Origin of the sequence: Sphingomonas sanguinis, from assembly GCF_019297835.1 — a bacterium.
GTDB classification, from domain to species: Bacteria; Pseudomonadota; Alphaproteobacteria; order Sphingomonadales; family Sphingomonadaceae; genus Sphingomonas; species Sphingomonas sanguinis_D.
Map to the genome: position 1 here is coordinate 3641809 of NZ_CP079203.1, position 23172 is coordinate 3664980.

The 23172-nt window shown below is 61.7% G+C and carries 14 protein-coding genes; 4 read left to right on the forward strand and 10 right to left on the reverse strand.

Going from position 1 to position 23172, the window contains the following annotated elements:
- Nucleotides 1–278: 278 nt before the first annotated feature.
- The 5 genes from KV697_RS17005 to KV697_RS17025 form a co-directional block, all read right to left on the reverse strand.
- Nucleotides 279–2330 (reverse strand): TonB-dependent receptor plug domain-containing protein, encoded by a 2052-nt coding sequence (locus KV697_RS17005; RefSeq protein ID WP_219019188.1) that lies wholly within the window; start codon nucleotides 2328–2330, stop codon nucleotides 279–281.
- Nucleotides 2331–2332: 2 nt separating this feature from the next.
- Nucleotides 2333–2866: a YfiR/HmsC family protein gene (locus tag KV697_RS17010; protein ID WP_219019189.1), complete on the reverse strand. Its 534-nt coding sequence runs from the start codon at nucleotides 2864–2866 to the stop codon at nucleotides 2333–2335.
- A gap of 134 nt (nucleotides 2867–3000) precedes the next feature.
- Entirely contained in the window at nucleotides 3001–4851 is a 1851-nt protein-coding gene (locus KV697_RS17015) for a putative bifunctional diguanylate cyclase/phosphodiesterase (RefSeq protein ID WP_219019190.1), read from the reverse strand.
- 1752 nt (nucleotides 4852–6603) lie between these two features.
- Nucleotides 6604–7476 carry a transglutaminase family protein gene (locus KV697_RS17020; protein ID WP_219019191.1) on the reverse strand — a complete coding sequence of 291 codons (873 nt, stop codon included), beginning with the start codon at nucleotides 7474–7476 and terminating at the stop codon, nucleotides 6604–6606.
- Nucleotides 7473–8555 carry an extracellular catalytic domain type 1 short-chain-length polyhydroxyalkanoate depolymerase gene (locus KV697_RS17025; protein WP_219019192.1) on the reverse strand — a complete coding sequence of 361 codons (1083 nt, stop codon included), beginning with the start codon at nucleotides 8553–8555 and terminating at the stop codon, nucleotides 7473–7475. The genes KV697_RS17020 and KV697_RS17025 overlap by 4 nt, the downstream gene beginning before the upstream one ends.
- A 242-nt stretch (nucleotides 8556–8797) precedes the next feature.
- Here KV697_RS17025 and KV697_RS17030 point away from each other — a divergent pair, with 242 nt between their 5' ends.
- The 3 genes from KV697_RS17030 (at nucleotide 8798) to KV697_RS17040 (ending at nucleotide 13068) form a co-directional block, all read left to right on the forward strand.
- Complete coding sequence (locus tag KV697_RS17030; protein WP_219019193.1) at nucleotides 8798–9016, forward strand: hypothetical protein; 219 nt, start codon at nucleotides 8798–8800, stop codon at nucleotides 9014–9016.
- 1069 nt (nucleotides 9017–10085) lie between these two features.
- Complete coding sequence (locus KV697_RS17035; RefSeq protein WP_219019194.1) at nucleotides 10086–11108, forward strand: IS110 family transposase; 1023 nt, start codon at nucleotides 10086–10088, stop codon at nucleotides 11106–11108.
- A gap of 529 nt (nucleotides 11109–11637) precedes the next feature.
- On the forward strand, nucleotides 11638–13068 hold the full coding sequence (locus KV697_RS17040) for an IS1182 family transposase (RefSeq protein WP_219018345.1): 1431 nt from the start codon (nucleotides 11638–11640) through the stop codon (nucleotides 13066–13068).
- A 222-nt stretch (nucleotides 13069–13290) separates the two neighbouring features.
- Here the strand turns inward: KV697_RS17040 and KV697_RS17045 are convergent, their stop codons facing one another.
- The 4 genes from KV697_RS17045 to KV697_RS17060 form a co-directional block, all read right to left on the reverse strand.
- Nucleotides 13291–15396: an ATP-binding protein gene (locus tag KV697_RS17045; RefSeq protein WP_219019195.1), complete on the reverse strand. Its 2106-nt coding sequence runs from the start codon at nucleotides 15394–15396 to the stop codon at nucleotides 13291–13293.
- 442 nt (nucleotides 15397–15838) lie between these two features.
- The gene (locus KV697_RS17050; protein WP_219019196.1) at nucleotides 15839–16768 is read right to left on the reverse strand and encodes an arginase family protein; all 930 of its coding nucleotides are present in this window, start codon (nucleotides 16766–16768) and stop codon (nucleotides 15839–15841) included.
- A 444-nt stretch (nucleotides 16769–17212) separates the two neighbouring features.
- On the reverse strand, nucleotides 17213–18406 hold the full coding sequence (locus tag KV697_RS17055; protein WP_058734536.1) for an IS91 family transposase: 1194 nt from the start codon (nucleotides 18404–18406) through the stop codon (nucleotides 17213–17215).
- Nucleotides 18407–18412: 6 nt separating this feature from the next.
- On the reverse strand, nucleotides 18413–19321 hold the full coding sequence (locus tag KV697_RS17060) for a tyrosine-type recombinase/integrase (RefSeq protein WP_219019162.1): 909 nt from the start codon (nucleotides 19319–19321) through the stop codon (nucleotides 18413–18415).
- A gap of 188 nt (nucleotides 19322–19509) precedes the next feature.
- Between KV697_RS17060 and KV697_RS17065 the strand changes: the two genes are divergently transcribed.
- Nucleotides 19510–20064, forward strand: a complete 555-nt coding sequence (locus KV697_RS17065) for a contact-dependent growth inhibition system immunity protein (RefSeq protein WP_219019197.1) — start codon at nucleotides 19510–19512, stop codon at nucleotides 20062–20064.
- Nucleotides 20065–20865: 801 nt separating this feature from the next.
- On the opposite strand, the gene KV697_RS17070 is transcribed toward KV697_RS17065, so the two are convergent.
- Nucleotides 20866–23127 (reverse strand): hybrid sensor histidine kinase/response regulator, encoded by a 2262-nt coding sequence (locus KV697_RS17070; protein WP_219019198.1) that lies wholly within the window; start codon nucleotides 23125–23127, stop codon nucleotides 20866–20868.
- Nucleotides 23128–23172 lie beyond the last annotated feature (45 nt).

The following is a 23172-nucleotide window of genomic DNA, read 5'->3' on the forward strand; positions in this document are numbered from 1 at the left end:
CTGCTGCCGCAGTGTGGCGCAGCAACGATGCAATGCGGCATCGGTGTGAATAGCCCTATCGAGTAGTCCGGGTTTCTCACATCCCTTAACGCCCACAATACACTTGGACGAACGTCCGGAGTTGGGCATGCGACCATCGCCCCCTATTGGTCAAAATGGGTCGTCGTCACGGTAGGGCAAGACGGGTATTTCCGCTTTTATGACACGCTGAAGCGTCGCTTTGCAGAATGGCGATGATCTGTTTCGTAGGGCTACCGTCTGATTCTAGCCGGCCGAGATTATAGTTTTACCGAGACGCCAAGACGAATGCGTCGATCCGCCGGAATCGGGGAACTATAGACCCCCGTCCCATTACCCAAATTTTCGCATGCACCATAGAGCGAAAGGCGCGGTGTCACCGCGCGGCTGATTCGGGCGTCAATGCCGACGCTCGTAGGCACGCGGATCAAGGTCAAGTCGGTGGTGGGCAGGAAGCTGGCCTGGTGCGTAACGGTGGCCAGATGGGCCGTCGCGCTTGCCGCCCAGCCGCCTAAGACATAGTCGAGGTTCAGGTTCGCGCGATGGCGGGGGGTGGTCGTACGTGGAAAGACCGCATAATAATTCGCGTCGCGATTTGCCGGAAAATTCTCATCGACGCGCATCAGGCTGTACGTCGCAGACCAATTTAGACGGGACGTTATCGAGGCGCTTGCCCCCAATTCGATGCCGTAACTGTCAAAACGTCCTACATTTGCGAAGCGGGTGACGGCAACAGGATTGGGCGTGAGCGCCACTGTCACATCCACCGAACTACCCGGCGAGGCGATGACATTTTCGGTTCGCGTATAAAACAGGGTCGCATTCAGCCGCAGGCTCGAATGAAACCTGTGCGAGTAGCTTGCCTCACCACTCCAGACGGTAACGGGATCCAGTCTAGGATCGCCAATGAAATAAACCGGGATCGGCACGGTGGGAGCCGGCACTTCGACGTGCAGGCCAAAGTTGACCAGCGATGGCAATTGCAACCCGCGCCCGCCATTGACGCGAATGCTGCCTGCTTCGCTTACCTGTACCGTCACCGCCGCATTGAAGCTGACCGGCGTGATGGTGCGGTGATAGGACGAAACCGGATCGATCTGCGGAGCCGCAGATTGTCCGTCTTGCCCGAGTATGAGGTGATCGACGCGGGCCGCACCAATGACCGTAATATGATCAGTAGGCGCAATATCCAGCATTCCGCTTGCGGAAAATACCTCGTATCCAATCCGTCGTGAATAAAGGCGCTCGCCGGTCATCTGGTTGTTGCGATACTCTGCACCGAACCGCAGTGTATCCCTGCTGCCCAGTCGAACGAGAGTCGACGCCATCCCTACGAAGATGCGGTTCCGGACGCGAATACCCGCAATTGAGCTATACGGATCTTCGGCGGCCGTCGTGATGCCGTAATCCGCCTGTAACCAGTTTGAATAGGCCCGCCCCGTCACACTGCCCCAGTTGGTGTCATGGTTCGCCACGATGCCAATGGTCTGGTTGCGGAAGCGCTGCTCTGCCAGCAGCTGGCTGGGCAGGAATTCCAGTTGGCGATTGTCGTTCACCCCGCCATTCAATTCGACCGTCGTCGCGTCTCCTGCCTTGATCGACAGCCTGGCATCCAGTTGCGCAGCCCAAACATCGTCCGTGACTGGCGGCTGATAAAGGGCAGGGGGTATCGAGCGCTCGTCTTCTCGCTGGCTGCCGCCCGATATCTTCAGGCCGATCCCGGAGGCTACAGGCATGGTCAACAACGCACCGATGCGTGAATAACCATGCGTGCCCGCTTCAGCCGTAGCCTGTAGTGTCGGACTTGGCCCTGCACCCTTCGTCACGATGTTGACGACACCGCTGGCAGCATTGAACCCGAAGAGCGCGCTGGCCGGGCCACGGACCAGTTCGATTTGCTGGATTTCTTCCATCTGGACGCCCAGAAGGTTCCAATTCGTCATGCCATAGTGATCAAGATAGACCTGCCGCCCGTCTACCAGGACCAGCAATCGCGGATTGTACGTTTGAACACCGCCTCGAACGGCTACGTCGCTCTGCCCCGCAGTCCATCGATTTACGTCGACGCCAGCATACGCCCTCAACAAATCGGGGACATTGCGTGCGGGTGAACGGGCAATCTGTTCGGCCGTAATGATCGTGATGGAGGCAGGCGCCTCTGACACTCGTTGCGGTTTGCCGGTGACACTGGTCGTGACCGGTTCGCCGAACACTTCGCCGAGCGTCGCGTAATCGACGATTTGGGCGTGAGTGCCCGTCGCGGGGAGAACGGTGCCAAGGGCAGCCGCAATCAGAAGGCTGGCACGTTGCATGCTCAAATTTCCTTTACGAGCATGAGGAAGGCAGAGCCGAACCGGATATGGTTGCGACGCGCGGCCTCTCGGCTAACGACAATCTGAGTTTTGTTGCCTTCGGTGATACCGACGACGCAGCGGCCAGCGGATACGCAGGATGTGTCAGAGGTGATCGTGAGGATGGCCTGAGCGCTGGCCGCCGCTGCGACATCGGCTTGGTAGCTGCGAAGTCCAGACGTGACGAACGCCGCGCGAGCGCCGCTCATTTGCCCGAGATCCGCGACCGGCACTCGGCGTGAGCGAAATGTCACCCGACCAAAGGTCCCGCCGTGTAGAAGGGCGCGTTCCATGTCGGATGCTTCAGCTTCCGATCCAGCGTTGCCGGGCTGATAGATGATCGCGACGGGAATGTTGCCAACCGGCGCTGGTTGCACGAATGATATGATGCGTGCAGCAACGGGCACATTCAGAACCGCAGACGGTGCCGAGGAAACCGGTAACGCCACACTTACCGAGGACGCCCATGCAATGAATAATTTGCGTCTCAGACTCATTTCAATTGCTCATCCTGCGTCACCGTCAAGCGATGAGCCACGACCCTAGATAATAATGTTGAAAGATTCGTCATTTCTGAGCGCGAAGCACATATTGCCGAAGCTTTTTTTGATCAGGTTGTATTAGTTAATTCCTACCGACATGCGTTTTGGGCATGCCATCTTGGAAGTATGGTCAGCGTTTGCTCCAAGGGGGTCGGCATGCCATAAAGCCAGCCTTGGCCTTGGGTGCATCCCTTACGGGCCAGGATTTCCGCCGCCACGGGATCTTCCACCCCCTCTGCTGTGATCTTCATGCCAAAGCTGAAGGCCAGGCCAATAATCGCGTCTACCAGCTTTTCGCTTTCGATGCTGGTGGGAAGCGATTGGACGAAGCTCTGATCGATCTTGATCTTGTCAAACCTCAGTCGGCGTAAATTAGACAGGCTGGAGTAGCCCGTGCCGAAGTCGTCAAGCGCGATCGAAAGGCCAGCCGAACGGAAGGTCTGCATCACCCGCTCGGCCGTCACGACGTCATCCATCACCGCATCCTCGGTGATCTCTATCTCGATCCGCGTGGGCGACACGCCTTCCTGATGGATGATGTCAATCAGCGTTTCGGCCAGCCTAGGCTCCTCGAGTTGTGTCGGCGAGATGTTGACAGCCAGCCGCAGATGGTCTGGCATCAACAGCGCATCGCGGCAGGCCTGTCTGAGAATCGCTTTGGTCAGCTCCGTGATCTGACCTGTCGTCTCCGCGACCCTGATGAACGCGCCGGGGGTGAGGAGACCGCGCTTCGGATGTTGCCAGCGAGCAAGTACCTCGAAACCGCATAGCGCGCCGTCGGAGAAGTCGATGATCGGCTGGTAAAAAGGCTTGATTTCTCCCCGCTGAATGCCGATCCGCAACTCCTCCTCCAAAAGGCGTTGGGCCACGCGCTCCTCTTCCATGCGCGGCAAGAACAGGCACGCACCGCCCGTCCGGTTACGCTTGGCTTCATACATTGCAATGTCCGCGGCATGCAGCAGTTCGTCGGGGTGTGTCCCGTTCTGCGGAAATACAGACACACCAATACTCGCGCCGATTGTGATAGCGTTGTCGCGCCAGGTGAGCGTCTGGCGCAGCACCTGGCTCGCCCGTTGCGGCAGTTCGAGTGGATCGCAGCCGTCCTGCGCATCGAGCAGCAAGACAGCGAATTCGTCACCCCCGAGCCTGGCAACAATGCTGGCGGGGCCGAACACGATCCGCAGCCGCTGCGCGACTGTCCTTAATACCGTATCTCCAGCTGCGTGGCCGTAAGTATCGTTGATCTCCTTGAACCCGTCGAGGTCGACGAGGACGATCGTCAATGCGCTTCCAACGGCGCGCGCCGCATCCATCGCACTCCGAAGCTCGTCATTGAATACGCGGCGATTCATGATGCCGGTAAGTGCGTCGGTTTGGGCAAGTTGCAGCGCCTCCCGCTCAGCCTCACCGCGTCGCATGATTTCCGCATGCAGTTGCTGTCCGCGCTTGGCGGCCAGCGCCAGCCATAGATAGGATAAAGCCGCGACGATCAGCACCGCGACCGTGACCAACGCCGCCAGAAGGCGTGTCCGCAACGTAGCTGCCTCGGCATGGCGGTTCGCGTCAGCTATCCCGGATGTGGCGATACCCTTCATTTCATTCAGGACATGGTCAGCATTGGCGCGGAACGGCCGGAGCATCCCCACGCTGGTCGCAAAGTCGATCTCCAGCATGGACGACACCACATTGACGGCTTCACCGTACTTATGCAGCTCCAAGACGATACGCCGCGCGCGTGCGCGCTCCGCAGGTGGCAGTCTTGTCTGCTGCCTTGACAACGCTATACTGATAGCTGCGATGCGACTTTGAATATGGGCGAGGCGGGCCACGCTATCACGTTTGTGCCCATTAGCTGCCTCGTCGACCATCAAGCGGTAAAGATTGCCGTCCTCATGATCAAAACTGCTCGCAATCTCGCTTAACGCGATTGCAGTCTGCATGTCGCGGGTCACAATCACGTTTGTCGTGTGCTGAACATAGATTAGCGTGCCAAGACACATGGCAACGGCGAGAACGAGTAGAATTATCAGTGCCCGAGGCTCAGCGATACGCCTAACTCTGGCAGGCAGCGCGTGCGAAATCGTCCCACGCCAAATGGAGAAGGGTTGCACATCGCCGACCGGCTTCAGACGCCCGTACTTATCTGAAACACTATCTGGCAAAAATCTTTCCCGCAGTCATGACGGCCAAGTGCCCGATTAGATTATCGTTTCAGCAGATAACTATGACATATTATAGTAAGATATATGTAAAACTTTGGTAAATTTAATCATAACGTGTCAGCAACGAGTGCTCACGAAATAAGTAGGGTAAAGGTGATCCATAAGAGGCGCGAAAATGTCAGAGTATGAATAATTCTTCACAATCATTAGGGGTTGATACATTATCTAATGGTTTTAGTGGGTTCCATATGTGAGCATCAGCATTGGTGATGCGAAAGCCACCAGGATGGCTTCATCAGAAGCTCACAAACGCGAGGTTCAGATGATTGGTGAGTACCGGGCAAATTGGCCAGGCCGTCACAGCGCCGGCGCCCGTCGGAAAAGCTGTTGTGTTGAGGCAACCGCTGCGTGCCAGATACGCGGCCGAATGCCGTGGCGCGCGCGACATAGGCCGTCCTCTCATCCCGTTGGTTGACATGGAAGTGCCCCATCGTTTCCACGCCGATAGGGCGGCGCGCTCCCTATAGAGGACAACCCTCTGGGGCTGCTTGTAGCCGCCCGGCGGTAAAGTCCCCGATCCCGGCCGTCTCACGCGCCCGCACGAGCTGGCCTCTGTGGGATATAATGTTCGGCTGAACGAATGGCGGGTTTCGGGAATTATCTCAGCAGCGCTGAATAGCTGAAGATGGGTCCAAGCCACAGTTGCTATCTTGGACGCCATCGATCGTGTAGGTCGCAGGTCATGCTGGCTTACAATTTGGCGCATTGAGCCTATATGTAAGTTATCACTGGCATCCGATTGTAGGCGCCATTGGCTGAGAGACTTGCGCGCTCCCGCTTACAAACGGGATTAGCATATGGATCTCAACTACCTCTTTCACCGTCATCAGGTTTCACTGGTTGCGGCGTCGACTGCCGGGTCTGCGGAAGCGCGCCTTGCCCATCGTGGACTTGCCGCGGCCTATGCACGCTGTATTGGTATGTTGCGTGCCGGCACGGGTGGCGTTGCTCTCATGGGCTCGCGCGTAAGTTGACCGAGACTGTCACCCCAGAGGCTGCCAGTGACGGCACAGTCAATCAACAAAAAAAGCGGCGACAATTTTGTCCGGGACGCACCGCCATGCCGCGTGAAGCCGCCGCGCGGCAACTCCGTCTCACTTCGGCTGCCTGGGCCGCATTGCGCACGCCTGAATGCGTAAAGGCCTTTTTCAACAGCCACCACGCTGACCTATCCGCTCGACCAATTGACGTAGGAATCGCAAGCGATGCGGGCCTGAAGCGTGTTGAACGGTTGCTAGCCGAGCGGCCTCTCAATGAACGTGAGGCCGCCTGATCAGTCAAAATTCGTGCCACACGATAGCAGGCGTAAATTGATATCGTAAGCTTTTGATAAAACCGCGACGCACCAGAATTTAAAGCGCTGAATACCAAGCGCTGTGTGCAATTATGGTCGCGTGATCTATTTTATCTAGAGTTGGGCGACGAAATTCGTTGAATGACTAGCACTTCAGAAACGACCTACAAAGACCGTTACACGGAAGCGTTGGCGTCGAGCGCTTCGACGACGACACTTGCATCCATACTAGCAAAAGCGGCCGCATCGCCGACGAACCCGCCGATCACGGGCAGCACTGCCGCGCTGGTCACGCCGACCGCCGTAGCTACGAGCCCGGCTCCGCCGATCCGTCGCTGGGTCGGGTCGAACGCGATCCACCCTGCACCCGGCAGGAAGACCTCACACCAAGCATGGGTCGCGCCGACATCGCCTGCCGCCATCCCTGGATCGAACAGATAGCCCGACACCGCTCGCGCTGGAAAGCCCAGCCGCCGCACCGCCCAGAGAAACAGCGCCGCCAAGTCACGGCACGATCCGCTGCGCAGCGCCAGGGTGCGCGAGGGCGATTGCGTGCCTTCTTCGTCGCGCGTGCGATAGGCGATGGCGGCCCCGACGGCTTCGTTAAGGGCGTTGAGCAACCTCAACGTATCGTCCGGCGCGGCCGCCCGAAACTCGGCCAGCCACCGCGCTTGATCTTCGTCTTGATCCGCGTCCCCGCCGAGCAGCCCCGGCCCGAACAGTGCCCGGTCATCGGACGCATAGGCAAAGGGGTACCGGTGGGCAGCCGGGTCCAGCCGGAACACCGGGTAGGGCTCCGCGCTGTGCAGCACCTCATGCTCGGCTTCGATGGTCAGGGTCGCGGCGGCCTCGGCGATCAGGGCCAGCGCCACAGTATTGCCCGCAGCGTCTTCGCTCCAGACCAGCGCGGCGGCGGGATCGATCTGCACGCTCGACCAGATTATCGCCACGTCGCGGGTCGCGCGTGGCGTGACCAGCAGGCGGTGATCCGAAAAGCGGACCGGTCGGGTATAGCGATAGACGGTGCGATGCCGGATGCGCAGCCTCATGGCTTGATCAGCCCCGCCGCCCGAAGTGCATCGTTGATCGTCGCCGTTGGGTCGAACCGTGTTGGCCGCGCCGTTGCCGGCCGCTGCGGTGCGATTGCCGCGGTAGCTACCGGCCGGGATGGCGCCGCAGCGGGCACGATGCCCCAGGCGGCCGCGATCCGATAAGTGGAGGAAATATTTGCGGTGAGCATATGCGGACCCGGCACACCGCAGGCTTCATCGCCATTTGTCGCCAGCGGCGTGCCATGCCCCATGGCTGTGACCCTATACTCCTCGATAACCGCGCGTCCGGTCGCGTCGTGCCAAGCGCGGCGGGTATGACCACCGACCCGCTCGACGATGTCCGGCTCGCCGACGCGGTGCACCTCGCGCCACTGGTCGATGATCAGCGCGGCGTTGACGGGGGCGACCGTCATGTCCGCCGTACCGTGCCAGACCGACACCATCGGCCAGGGACCGCTGTGCGCAGACGCCGCTCGTACCCGGTCGCTCAAGCTAGTGCGGTCATGGCCGCGGCCACGCATCCGCTCCATCGCCTCGGGCACGCTATGGGCGGTGTCGAACGGTAGACCGGCAATGATCGCGCCTCCCGCAAAAAGTTCGGGATGGCAGGCTAGCAATGCGGAGGTCATCGCGCCGCCCGCCGACAGGCCGGTGACGAAGACCCGTGCCGGATCGAGGCCGTGGCGCTCGACCGCGGTTGCGACCATCTCGCGGATCGACTCGACCTCGCCGCTACCGCGGCGCGTGTCTTCGACCGAGAACCAGTTGAAGCAGAGATTGGGGTTGTTGGCGCGCTGCTGCTCGGGAAACAAGAGCGCGAAGCCAAACCGGTCCGCCAGCGTCGACCATCCCGATCCATGAACGTAGGTGGCGGCGGTCTGCGTGCAGCCGTGCAGCACGACGACGAGCGGAGCATGGGCGGGCAGATCGTGCGGAACATGCAGATACCCCCGCAGGCCGCCGGGATTGCGCCCGAAATCATCCATGGCGACCAAGGGCCCCGTCCGCTGGTCTGGGTGGGGCTCGGCGGCCGCCATGGTGCGGAGATGGGAGATCGTATCGGAAATCGAGCGCATGGCGGCGCCTCATTTTTGGCAGAGGAAAGCAATGGATAGGCTATGCTGCCGCACGCGCCCTATTGTGCATTGCAGCATAAGTGGTGTTTCCTCGCCTGCTGCACAAGATAGCGACACATAAGCCTTCTGTGCCACTTGTCGTACCGGCGGTTCAGCACCATATTTTGCGTACCGGGTTGCCCTTCTGAGCAACGACCTGGCTGAGAGACTTGCTTGCGCTCCCGCTTGAATGAGGAGTCGCCATGTCTCGCGCCATCAATGTCAACGCCACCCAAGCGGAAGTGATAAAGTTTTGCGCCCGACACGGTGCTGCGGTCAGCGCTATCGAGACGCTGGCATCCGGCGGGACACGCGTCGTCCTGATGAACATCATCGCTGCCGAGACAATGCGGGCCGCTTTCGGCCGAAAGCTGCTGGCGGGTACCGTGCGGCGTACACCACTGCGAACTTGGGCGCTCTAGATGCTGACCCATTCTGGCCTGACCCGTACACGGTCCTCGATCGTGCACTTTCGCGGTAACGCAAGGATCGGAAGCGATCCCCGAGTTCTTCCGGCTGGACGCTATGCCATCCACACGCGTGAGGAGGTGCATCAGGGATCGTTCGATCCCGTGTACGTCGCGACCAGCATTGACCTGATGGTTGAGTCCCCTGGGAGCTGTAGTACCCGTGTCCTACGGCCCGCCGATCTGCACGCCGCGATGGAGCGTGACGCTCGCGGCCTCGACGATCGGGGCGAAAATCTTGATCGGGGCCGTGCAGGAAAGGTCGTGGCGGGGCGCCCGCTTTCGATTGGAAGTCCGAGATGAACGATCAGCGACGCTGGACGCAGAGCGACATCACAGACCTACGTGGTCGAGCGCTATTGGGTGCCACGCTGGGGGAACTTGCCGGTAACCTGGCGCGAACATCAGCCGACGTGGTCCACATGGCAGCACGGCTTCGCATTCACATTTCCGATGGCAAATTATCTGGTCTCTGACGCCCCCCCTAGTTTTCACTCTGAAGCCCGGCAGAGAGAATGACTTTATCGCGGATAGGCCGGTTTGCCCCTGGCATGACAGAACACGGGCGGCGGCCATGTCGGTGATCATGCCAAGCTTGGCCAACAAGCCTCGTGTCACGTCAGGATCATATCAGTCCGCCGCTCGATCAAGTCGTGTATCAAGGCGGAATGATCCTGAATCCTCGCCGTTCGATGGACGCTGGCCCTGGCCATGCGCGCCGGGTAGTAAGAACATATAGCGATTGCCGTTGGCGCATCGCTTTTACCGCACTGACACTGAACCGTTCCGCCGCATGTCGGCAGTATATCCGCTACGGGGTTGCTGATAGCTGGCTTACAAGCGAGTCCCTTCGTCCCCTTCCATAGGCCTGCATGAAGTGGCCGAGATTGTGGGCCTGCTAGCCTGAACGAACAGCGGGTTCTGGGAATCGTCTCAAAGACGCTTACTGGCTGAAAGTGATGACGTGGACGGCTCTCCAACCCTCCAGCAGGATAACCTGCGGAGAGCCGGAAGGAGAACCACGATGGGCAGCGTCACTACGATAGGTCTAGATCTCGCGAAGAACGTGTTCCAGGTACATGGCGTCGATGCGGAGGGCGTGGCGGTAATCCGCCAGCGGCTGACCCGTGGGCGCATGCTGAAGTTCTTCGCCAAGCTACCGCCGTGTCTGGTCGGGATTGAGGCGTGTGCGACCTCGCATTATTGGGCACGCGAGCTGGTAGTGCTCGGGCATGACGTGAAGCTGATGCCGGCGCAGTACGTGAAGCCGTACGTCAAGCGGGGCAAGAACGACGCGGCCGATGCGGAGGCGATCTGCGAGGCGGTGACCCGGCCGACGATGCGCTTCGTCGGCATCAAGTCGCCCGAGCAGCAGAGCGCGATGATGCTGCATCGTGTTCGCCTGATCCTGAATCGCCAACGGACGCAGCTGTCAAACGCGATGCGGGCGCACCTGGCCGAGTTCGGAATCGCGGCACCGATCGGCAGGAACGGCATCGAGCAGCTCCTCGACGTCATCGCCGACCCGACTGACGAGCGGGTGCCGGCCGATGCGCGGTTTTGCCTGGAGATGCTGGCGGCTCAGCTGCGCATCGTAAAGGAGCAGATCCTGGAGAACGACCGCCGCATCCTGGCGAGCGCACGCGAGACCGAGCTCGGCCGTCGGCTGATGGAGGTACCCGGCGTGGGACCGCTGCTCGCCAGCGCCATCGTTGCCACCGTTCCCGATCCTGCGATCTTCCGCTCAGGCCGCAACCTCGCCGCGTGGATCGGCCTGGTGCCGCGGCAGAACTCCAGCGGCGGCAAGGAACGGCTCGGCGGCATCACCAAGGCCGGGCATCAGTACCTGCGCCAGATGCTGATCGTCGGCGCCATGGCGGTCGTGCGCTTTGCTGAACGTAACGGTGCCAAGCGGCCGTGGCTTGTTCAGCTGCTGGCCCGCCGCAAGGCCAAGGTCGCCGCGGTTGCGCTCGCCAACAAAAACGCGCGCATGATTTGGGCGATGATGGCCAGCGGTGAGCGGTATCGTGAGCCGCTGGCAGCATAAGGGACACGGCGCGGGCGACCGCACCTGACGAGGTTGGAAAGGGCGATCAGAAGCTAATGCAACAAGCCGGTTGAACCGCCGGATCGGGAAAACCCACAATGACCCAAGCGGATCAAGCGCGTGAATGTGATCGGGACCCGAGACGCGCGAATGGCATTACGGCCAGCGGCACCATGCGCCGCACCAACCAGCATTGCAGCGCGACTGTTCAAGCTTGCCAACGGAGGGCCGTCCACACATGGGTCTTCGCAGCAGTTGAGCGACTGACCGCGACATGGACGATCTTGGCCGCTCACTGCGTCGATCGAGTTCCCAAAACGCACCGCTTGGAAGGGCCGCCGCTTTCCCGTTACTCCGTCTTCACCCGATAGGTTCGAGAACATGCAGTCGGGAACAGATTTCGGGAAAGCGAATCCCGCAGGGGCTGTCAGCCCGATCGGCGCAGCGGGACTCCCGGCACAGGTTCCAGAGCGTGTGAAAAGTTGCGTCTGCGATTCCGCCGGGCCGCGGGTCGGCGTATGCTTTGGGCATGGCGTATATCGAGGGTCACGCGCGCGACCAGGCGCTGCTGCTGCCGGCATCGGTTGAGGATTACGTATCGGCAGACAACCCAGTGCGCTTCATCGATGCCTTCGTCGACGATCTTGATCTCGGCGAGGCCGGTTTCCATCGTTCGCAGCCGAAGGCCACCGGACGGCCGGGCTATCACCCGGGCGACATGCTGAAGCTGTACCTGTACGGCTATCTCAACCGAACGCGGTCGAGCCGGCGCCTGGAAGCCGAGGCGACACGCAATCTCGAGCTGATCTGGCTGCTGCGCGGGCTGCGGCCCGACTTCAAGACCATCGCCGACTTCCGCCGTGACAACCGCTCCGCGTTCAAGGCGGTGTTCCGCGCGTTCGTGGTGCTATGTCGCAAGCTCGACCTGTTCGGGCGCGAGCTGCTGGCGGTGGATGGCACGCGGCTGAAGGCGGTGAACAGCCGGACGCGCAACTTCACGAAGGCCAAGCTAGACAAGTATATCAGGTCCGCTGACGAGCGGCTCGAGAAGTATCTCGCACAGCTCGATGATGCCGACCGCGGCGAGGAGGCAGGCACAACCAGACGGAGCGATGCACTGGCGGCGAAGATCGTGAAGGTGCGCGAACAGCGTCAGGTCAACCAGGCGCTGCTGGAACAGCTGAAGGCCAGCGGCGAGAGCCAGATTTCGCTCACCGACCCGGACGCTCGCGCGATGGCGGCGCATCCCAAGGTCGGCGTCGGCTACAACGCGCAGGTCGCGGTCGATGCAAAGCACAAGCTGATCGTCGAACAGCATGTCACCAACGCGGGCAGCGATCTGGGTTTCCTGGCTGAGACAGCCGGCGCGGCGAAGGACCTTCTCGACGTCGACCGGATCGATGTGGTCGCCGACATGGGGTATTACATGGGCGAGGACATCGCCGCGTGCGAGCGAGCCGGCATCACGCCCTATGTCGCCCGCCCCCAGCGCGGCACGGCCGTTGGCGACGGGCGCTTTCCCAAGGAGCGGTTCCGCTATGATGAAGCCGCGGATTGCTACCACTGCCCCGGCGACCAGCGCCTTGATACACGGTACCGATGGCTTCAGGGCGGTCACATCATCGTGCAGTATTCAAACCCGCGCGCTTGTGACGGATGCGAACTCAAGGCGCAGTGCGCCCGTGGAAACTTCCGTCGCATCACGCGGTGGGAAGGCGAGGCGGTGCTCGATCGCATGGCGATACGCCTCGCCGCCCGGCCCGACATTCTCGACATCCGGCGCGAGACGGTCGAGCACCCTTTCGGTTCGATCAAGCAATGGATGAACCAGGGCACTTTCCTGATGCGCGGTCTCGACAAGGTGCGGGCCGAATTCAGTCTGACGGCGTTTGCCTATAACCTGAGACGGGCGATAAACCTAGTCGGCGTACAGGGATTGATCCGGGCCTTGCAAACCTGATCCGACGTTCAAACGCTCCCCGGCCGTCGCCCGCAGCCGATGGCCGCCCTTCCGGCGACACTGTGCCACCCATAAAAATCAGCCAACATCCTGACGTTCATTCAGCGGATCCCAAGCGTGGCATCAGCCAACAGCGAGTTTCCGCACAGTCTGGTTCGTTTATGGGAAGGGCGCAGTCTGATACGCGCATTTTCGGTGATCTTGCCCTTAACCAAATGCTTATCAGTAGGTCGGCGACTGCAGTGGCGATCTGGTGCCATCCTTGGTGAGAAGCGTGGCAAGCTTACTTGCAAGATCATGATGCCGAAACGGCTTCTCAAGTCGGGGAAAGCCAGCGTCGATGCCCAGACTGTCGGAATAGCCTGATACGATCAACACGGGCAGGTCGGGGCGATCTTGCAAGATCGAATGTGCCAGTTCGACCCCGGTCATGCCCGGCATCAGATGATCGGTCACGAGCACGTCGATATGCGGATGTTCACCAAACGCCTGCAACGCTTCTGCCCCTGAGCGCGCCTCGATGACCTCAAATCCAATTTCCGCCAGCATGTCGGCCGTACTGGCCCTTACCACATCCTCGTCATCGACGAGCACGGCGATCCCCGTCACCAGCGGATCATACGCCTGCGACGATGCAACCGGGGCGTAAGCCATCCGGCTGATTGGCAGCCACAGGCTGATCGTCGTTCCTTTGCCCAGCTCGCTTTCGATCGTCATCGCGCCACCGAGCTGAAGCGTCAGACCATGCGCCATCGACAGGCCGAGGCCTGTACCCTTGCCGATGCCCTTGGTCGAGAAGAACGGTTCAATCGCACGGAGGCGTGTCGCCTCGTCCATGCCTTCCCCGTTGTCGGAGAGCGCGATCACGACATAGCTCCCTGGCGGTACATCGGGATGCTGACGACCGGGGCTACGCCGATGCGCCGACAGGCTAAGCCTCCCGCCGCGCGGCATGGCGTCGCGTGCGTTCACAGATAGGTTGATGATCGCCATCTCAACCTGATGGGCGTCTGCGTGCGCGAGCGGCAGGTCTTCTCCCACCTCCACATGCAACGGGATCAACGGGCCGATCGTCGTCGCAACAAGATCGCTGATCCCGCGCACCAGTGCTCCGGTATCGACAGGTTCGGCCTTCAGGGGCTGGCGGCGTGCGAAGGCCAGGAGGCGCTGCACCAGCGTCCTTGCGCGTTCGGCGGATTGCAGGGCACCTTCGATCAGCCGCTGCTCGCGCTCCCCTCCGACGTTGCGGCGTTGAAGAAGATCAAGGCTGCCGAGGATCGGCGTCAACAGGTTGTTGAAGTCATGCGCGACCCCGCCGGTCAGCTGGCCCATCGATTCGAGCTTTTGCGATTGGCGGAGAGCTTCCTGAGCTGCCACCAGCTCGCGGGTCCGTTGCTCGACGAGATGCTCGAGCGTTGCAGCGGAACTGCGCAAGGCATCTTCCATCCGCTTGCGCTCAGTGATGTCGATCGAGAGGCCGTCTAGGGTCTGTGACGTTCCGTCAGGGCCGAAGCCGGGCTGGCCCCTGATTTCGATCCAGCGAACCTCGCCCGCCGGCGTCCGCAATCTATACTCGATGTGGTATTCGACACCCTGCGTCAGACTGGCTTCGATCGCAGCGAGGACACGGGCGCTGTCCTCTTCGTGAATCGCTGCATGGAGATCGGCATAGGTGAACGGCAGGTCTGGGTCGCGGCCGAAGTTTACCCGGCACAGCTCGGAGGTTCGCAACTCCCCCGTCGCGACGTCAAAGGACCAGATCCCCATCTTTCCGGCCGACAACATCAGCGCACGCTGACGATCGGCATCACCCGCGACGCGCAGCAGCCGGGCGTTCTCGATTGCGATGCCGGCGAGTGTCGCCAGTCCCTCAAGGCGCCGGATCGTGACAGGATCATGGTCACGGACGTCCGACCAATAGGCACCGAGAGCGGCAACAGGGACCGGCGCTCCGATCGGGGCCAGCATCATGCTGCGGACGAATGTTGGTGCATACGCATCCTGCGGTATGCGTGGGTCGCACCTCGTGTCGGGAACGACCACCGTTTGTCGGTGCTGCATCGCCCATCCCGAGACGCATTCACCGACCGGGAAGCGGTTGCCGGACCACAGCTTTCCAACAGCATCCTCGGCGGCATAGAAGCAATGATCGTCCTCACGGATCACCACCGCAATGCCCTCTGCCCCCAAGGCTGCCCGGGCGGTCTGACGTAGAACCTCGACCACTGCATCCAACGATTTGGCATGAGCGAGCTTGCTGCTCGCATCGATCAGCAGCGTCTCCGTATCCAACGGGTGCTCGGGCATCGGTACGGGTGAATGCGGCATCGGCTACCCCTGGCCGCATAGCACAGATCGTGCCCCGAAGGCATTGCGGCTCGCCGACGAAGTCGGCACATAACGCATGACGATCAGGAAAGATCAATCCTCATGATCTGCAAATTGCCCGGCTGTCAGCTTACGTCCTCTGTGCCCGACCGCTTATGAGCTTCGCTCGATTTTCTCCTGGCGCGCCGCAAGTTCACCCCATTTCACGGCAGCCCTGAGATGCATGGCGGCGACATGCTCCAGTGTCGAAGCAGCGGCGCTCGCGCGCTCGCGTGTCTCGTTTCCACGGTACACCGATGAGTGGTTCTTGGGCATATCACCCTTCCGAAAGGCCGGGCGGTACGAGCAGCCAGAGCGACAGACATACAGGTAGACCCAGACGGCTACAACGGATTAATACTGTCCCATTTTACCATCCCGATCGGGAAGTCCTCGCTAACGCTTACGCGGCCGGCTGAGCTGATGCACGCGCAGGGAAAGGTAGTCTCGCCATCAGCGAGACGATTGCAGCGGCATACTTGCCATCGGGATCAAGGTCTGGGTCAAACACCGTTACGGTCATGCCTCGGCATCGAGCATCAGCGATAAGCGGATGCAGGATCGCAACCAAGTTATCCGGCGATATGCCGGGGCTCCCAGGGCAATCGACCGCAGGCATGATAGCTTCGTCCAGCACATTCACGTCGAGGTGTATCCAGAATCCTTGATCCGGCTTAGCCGCCAGCATGGTGGCGATGCGCGCAGCAACGCCTTCCACTCCAATGGCGGCTGCCTCAAATACGTCGATCGTATCAATGGCGGTATGGCGCACGTCGGGCCACGCGAAGTCCGCATCTTGGCTCTCGCGCTCACCAAGCTGGATCACGTCGCCATCTGTTACGAGCGCACCTTCGATACCCGGCCATTCTGTTCCCAGCGGCTCACCACGCCCCGTTACCAAAGCAAGGTCCATACCCGCCGCAGCACCCAGATTTTGATCGAAGTCGTAGTTACCCGGATGCCGGAAATCGCTGTGGCCGTCGATGTGGACCAAAGCGATTTTGCCCTCTTCGCGCGCCCCGGCTAGCGCGCCCATAAGGATCGAACAGTCGCCGCCGATGACGAGGGCGAACTCGCCTCTACGCCGTACATCGCGGACGGCATCAGCCAGCGATAAATTGAAGTCCCGCATGGTGCGACCATTGTGTATGCGCGTCCGTTCTTGTGGCTCCGTCGAGTAGGTCGGACGCGGCAAACTCGTAACGGGCGGCGCGCCGATCGCGTCCAGCAGCCCCGCCTCAAGGAGAGCCGCAGGTGCGCGCCATGTGCCGGGCTCGTGGTTGAGGTGCAATGGCCGAAGCCCGAGGTTCGATGGAGCGGTGATGACGTACATCGCGCGAGGCTAGGTTGAACCAGATCACTCAGCAATATTGGCGCGACGCGGCCGATTCTTGAAATACCGTCGGTTTTGGGAAAGGAGGGATGGCACAGCGTCAGCTAAGGGAATCGCTATATCTCTAAGCGGAATGCCCGCTTCCCTGAAGAGTTTCGGATGCCGGCAGGCGTACGAAAGTCTTGGAAGCCCGAACCCGCGGGCCGCAAGCGGTGCGCTATGGGGTTTTCGGTTTCCGGCCTGCTGGGGTGCGCAGCAACACGGCATATGTGGACGCGCCCCTGAAGGTGGACCGTCCGGAATCGGGTGAGCAGGATGGGTTCACCGGCGGGGACAGCCCGGTAACAGTCGACGTGGCCAGCGCTCTGGCGGCGGTCGGCGCGGATGGCACCGTCTCCGCGAGCACCGGCGCTGCGGGGTATGTTGCTCTCGGGCCGTGCCGGGTCACGACGCCTGCATCCCGGATAGAAGAGCATGGGCCGGCGGAGCGCGGGGCTGGCATTGGCGCTCGAAGGTTTCGACGACGACCATACGCCCGCCGCAACACGGGCATGGCGGTCGGATGTCGTCCGGTTCGACCGGAGCATCGGGCGCGACAGGCTGCACAACCCCAAGCAGTTCGCGGGCACGTTCGAGATGCGCCTTGCGGGTGGCGCCGGCGAGCAGGCCGTAGTGGCGGATGCGGTGGAAGCCCTTGGGCAGGACGTGGAGCAGGAACCGACGGATGAACTCCTCGGCGGCCAGCGTCATGACCTGCTGTCGTTCAGCACCACCCCGGCGGTAATCCTTGTAGCGGAAGGTGACGCCGGTCTCGTCTAAGCGCAGCAGCCGACTGTTCGAGATCGCAACGCGGTGGGTGTAGCGCGACAGATAGGCGAGCACCGTCTCCGGTCCGGCAAACGGCGGCTTGGCGTAGACCACCCAGCGCTTCTTCCGGATCGGTGCCATGTGGCGCAGGAACGCCCGCCGGTCGGCGAGGTGCGCGAGGCTGCCATGGAAGGCGAGCCGCCCGGCGTCGTGCAGGGCCATCAGCCGGGTCAGGAACAGGCGGCGGAAGAGCTTTCCCAGCACGCGCACCGGCAGCAGAAACGCCGGGCGTGACGACACCCAGCGGCTGCCGTCCGGCGACAGCCCGCCACCCGGCACAATCATGTGGATGTGCGGATGATGGGTCATCGCCGAGCCCCACGTATGGAGCACCGCGGTGATGCCGATACGGGCACCCAGATGCTTCGGGTCCGCAGCGATGGTCGTCATCGTCCCGGACGCCGCCTGGAACAGCAGCCCATAGACCGCCGCCTTGTTCTGGAGCGCAATGTCGGCGACCTCGGCCGGCAGCGTGAAGACGACATGGAAATAGCCGACCGGCAGCAGGTCGGCTTCGCGCTCGGCAAGCCACGTCCGCGCGGCCGCGCCCTGGCATCGCGGGCAGTGCCGGTTGCGGCAGGAGTTATAGGCAACCCGCCAGTGCCCGCAGTCGGTACAGGCTTCGACGTGCCCGCCCATGACGGCGGTGCGGCAATGTTCGATGGCCGACATGACCTTGAGCTGGTCGAGGCTCAGATGCCCGGCGCGGGCAGCCCGGTACGCAGGACCTGCGGCACGGAAGATGTCGGCGACCTCGATGGAGGCGCGCATGCCCGCTCAGCCGCTCGACGCCCTTGCTTCTCTGGCGGTTGCCGCCAGCCGGTCGAATGGGCTGGTGACGTTGCGCAACACCCGGGTGGCGACCTGCGTGTAATAGGCGGTGGTCTCCAGCTTCGCGTGCCCCAGCAGCGTCTGGATGATGCGGACGTCGATACCATCCTCGAGAAGATGCGTGGCGAAGCAGTGCCGCAGCGTGTGCGGCCCAACCCGCTTGCCGATGCCCGCCGCCACGCTCGCCTCGACGACGATACGGTGCAACTGCCGGGTGCTGACTGGCTTGAGATAGTGCTGGCCGGGGAACAGCCAGCCATCGACGTGCAACACACCCTCCCGCCGACCGACCCGCCACCATTCCCGCAGCAACGCCAGCAGCCCGGCCGGGAGCATGGCGTTCCGGTACCGTCCGCCCTTGCCGCGCTCGACCCGGAGCAGCATGCGCTCGCTGTCGATGTCGCGGACCTTGAGCGCGGCGATCTCGGACGCGCGCAACCCCGCGCCATAGGCGACGGACAACGCCGCCTGATGCTTCAGGCACGTGGTCGCCGCGAGCAGCCGCGCCACCTCGTCCTGGCTCAGCACCACCGGCAGCTTGCGCACGTGCCGCATGCGGACCAGCTTGCGCGCCAGGTCCGGCCGGTCGAGCGTCTGCGTGAAGAAGAACCGCAGCGCCGACACGATGGCGTTCATGGTCGGTGCCGGCACGCCCAGGTCACATTGCTCGATCTGGAAGCGCCGGACATCCTCCGCCGTTGCCGTGTCCGGCGGGCGCCCGAGGAACGTGGCGAACCGGCCGACATCGCGGATGTAGTTACGCTGCGTCTCGTGACCGAAACGGCGCATATCCATCTCGTCGATGAGACGCTGGCGTAGCGGGCTGACGGCAACAACCGGGGCAATAATGGTCATGGCAGGGCTCCTTTCGTGGAACCCCGATGCTCTGCCTCTCGCCCGCAGGGCTCAACCGGCGCGCAACGCCCGTTGTATCACCTCAACCATGCCCCGCACGCCCCTCCCGCGCAGCGGGTTCGTGCAACCACCCATTCCATTCTCTTCGTCCACTTTTGAGCAACCGCTGCACGCCTGCCGCTTTTGTGATGAACGAATGGCGGAAGTTGGGGGCGGGGAGGGAGACGTTGAATGACGGGTTGTGGGTCATCGCGGCGAAGGGGAGGGCGGCAGCTCTCGCCCAGTTGCGGACATTCCACAGCCTGTTACGCTACTCTATGCCTTTGGTGCGCGAAACGAACGTCTGCCTCACGCTTGAACAGTTGGAGGGTGTGATTTGGGATGACCCGGATCAGGAGGACACCCTCATGGTGCAACGGGTTCACGCAATCCGAAAAAAGCCTATTGGAAGTCTAACTGATGACGAGTTGCGGTTGGCCGTCAGCCAGTGTGTAGGAATACCTTTCATTCTCGACGTAGCTTTCCAGCGTTTGATCGGCGACCCGCTGCTTGACGCCGACTGCTATCCCGGTGACCTTCTGTCTGCCCTGATGACAGCCAAGGATGAGCTTTGGGTCGAGCGCCCTCATCTCCGTTCCCAGCTTGTAGACCTGTATGCCTACGCGATGGCGCAGCCCCTCGACGCGACCGCTGCTTTTCGAGAAAGCTTGGGCCTGCCGCCAAGTGATCGGCCGACAAACTGATCCGGGCCGAATGCCCGCTTTCCACCCACAACCGATCGGTCTGCTTACGTTCAGTAGCGGACGTTGCCCCTCTAGTGCAGGGTTGCGATCTTGGATGAGAACGGAGCGTTGCGATGAGCCTGCTATTTTCCCTCGCTGCACTCTTTGCCATTGAGACCTGGGGCCAACCCCTGGAGGATCTGGCAACACGAAATCTCCAAGTATATGCTTGGTACTGCGACGGCACGGGCTGCGCAGACACGCCGCGGCGGTTTGCCGGCACAGTACAATTCGATACGGTCAGATCGAGTTTGCCTGCGGATACAAAGGCATTCGGGCCCGAGGGCTGGACCGCCGTTCTCACTTGCAACGAGACGCGGGGACGGCTCGCCGCTTGCCGTATTGAGCCAGATTCGACAGCGACCGGTGAGGCAGCTGAGCATGCCTTAGCACTGACGCGGCGTTTACATCTCAGATCAACCTCGGCAATTCGCAACAAGCGAGCCACAATCCTTCTAAGCATTACCTACTCGGCAGGAGAATGCGGGTGGCAGTGCGTTCCTACCCCCGCGCCGCCCAGATTGCCGGGCTGACTCGACGACAGCTAACCATCCAAGACGGGCGTTTTTCCGACCAGCACGACGGCTTAGGATACCCTGTTTCCAATATGAACGAATGGCAGAATTCGGAAAGCTTGCGAGACACACCCAATGGCCGCAACTGGGTCTAGCTGGCTTTGGCGCACGGCACTAAGTCTGCCGGCGCACGCTGCAAATAAGCTGGTTTTCCCGGTCGACTTTTCAGCATCTTCGCTGTTCGGCATCACTTCAGAACGTCTAATAGCGCCTCGGCGAGCTCGCTGCTCCGAAACGGCTTAGTTATGCGGGGCACGGCAGGATCGATACCTTCCGCTTCGGCATAGCCCGACACGATCAGTGCTGGCAGCCCAGGCTGAAGACCGTTGAGTGTCGTGACCAATTGAGCTCCGGTCATCCCCGCCATGAGATGATCGGTAACGAGGAGGTCCGGGACCAACCCGTCCCGCACCATCTGGAGGGCAGTTTCTCCCGAGGCCGCCTCGACCACGTCATAGCCGAAGTCGGAGAGCATGTGCGCCGTGCTCATCCGCACCAGGTCTTCGTCGTCGACCAACAGTACCACTCCCCGCGCGTCGCTGCGCTCGACGGGCTGGGCCGATCGCTGCTCGGCTTCTGGAAGGTCGTGACCGACGCGCAGCCAGAGCGCGACCGCAGTCCCCTTGCCGACCTCGCTATCGATCGTCAACGCGCCGCCCAACTGTGCCGCCAACCCGTGCACCATCGACAGGCCCAGCCCGGTTCCTTTACCGATCCCCTTGGTCGAGAAGAATGGTTCGACTGCGCGCGCCCGCGTCTGTTCATCCATACCCACCCCAGTGTCGCTGACGCTGATCCGCACATAATGGCCGCGTGACAGTCCGCGCCGTGGTTCGCGTACCGACTCGCGCGTCACTTTGATCGTCAGCGTTCCACCGTCAGGCATGGCATCGCGCGCGTTCACTGCCAAGTTAAGGAGCGCCATTTCCAGCTGGTTGGCATCCGCCTTCGCGAGCGGCAGATCGGGTGCGACCTGCAATTGCAGCGCGATCGTCGGCCCCAGCGTCGACCCGATCAGGTCGAGCATCCCGTCAACAAGCTGCGGTACGTCCACGGCTATCGTCTGAAGCGGTTGGCGACGCGCGAACGCCAGGAGGCGCTGGACCAATGTTCGAGCACGCTCGGCCGACTGCAGCGCGCCATCGATCAGCCGTCGCTCACGTTCGGAGCCGAGCCCCTTGCGGTTCAAAAGATCAAGCGATCCGACGATCGGGGTAAGTAAATTGTTGAAGTCGTGCGCGACCCCGCCCGTCAAGCTGCCCATTGCCTCCATCTTCTGGCTCTGTCGCAAGGCTTCTTGTGCCGTCTCCAGTTCCGCTTCGCGCGCCTTGGCAAGGCTCAGATCACGTCCAACCGCGATGAAATTGGCGCCATCGGGTTCAGGGGCGACCGTCCATTCGATCCACTTCCAGTCGCCGTCGCGTGTGGCGATCCTGTTTTCGAACCGCGTCGGCTGCCCCGTATGCGACATTGTCTCGATCGCGGTGAGCGTCGGCTTTTCGTCGTCGGGGTGCATGAAGGTGGCATAGCCCCGCGACAGCAGTTCCTCAGTGCTCCAACCCAGTACCCAGTTCCATGCGGGACTGACTGCGGACATCATCCCGCTATAATCGGCGCGCGCGAGCATATCTTGTGACAGGTTCCACAGCCGGTCGCGCTCTGCCGAGCGTGCGGCAACCTGCTCTTCCAGCGTTTCGTTCATATCTTGCAGGCGCAGTTCGGCATTCCGGCGTGCCGTGATGTCGTTGAACAGCACCGCAACGCGGCGGCTGGCGGGATCGCCGATACGAAAGGCATGGACGTCCCACCACCGATTCAGCGTGGCGGAGCCTTCCTCGAGCCGGCCGGGAACACCCGTCGTCGCGATCTTCCCGTAGAAATCGAACCAATGCTGTTCATGGTCGGGCACGACCTCGCGAACGCGACGACCGGCCGGCTGGAAACCGGCCTGCTGCTCGAAGGCGGGGTTGGCTTCAATGAAGCGATAGTCGACCGGTCGGCCCGCATCGTCGAAGATCATGTCGATGATGCAGAAACCGACCTCGATATTCTCGAACAGAGTCCGGTAGCGCGCTTCGCTGTCCTGCAAGGCGACCAGCCGCGCGCGTGCGTCATATTGACGGCGTCGCGCCCGCACCGCGGAGCGCACGATGCTGATCAGTGTTGTCGGATGAAAGGGGCGCTCCAGGAAGGTCACGTTGCCCAGCACTTCCAGATGTCGTGCGGCGGCGGGGTTGCGCTCCAGACCACCACCACGGCTTGTCAGCAGGATGAACGGCAGGTCGGACCATTCTTCCTGACCGCCAAGCCATTCCGACAGCACGGACAGGTTGCTGGTGGCGATCGCTTCCTCGGTCACGATGACAAGGGCCGCGCCCCGGTCGAGCTCGGCGACCAAGTGAGATAGGGAAGGGCAGACCGTGGTCTCGAGATGCGCCTCGGCCAGCATCGCGCTCGCCAGTGCGGCGTCGCGACCGCGCGGAGCCAGGACGAG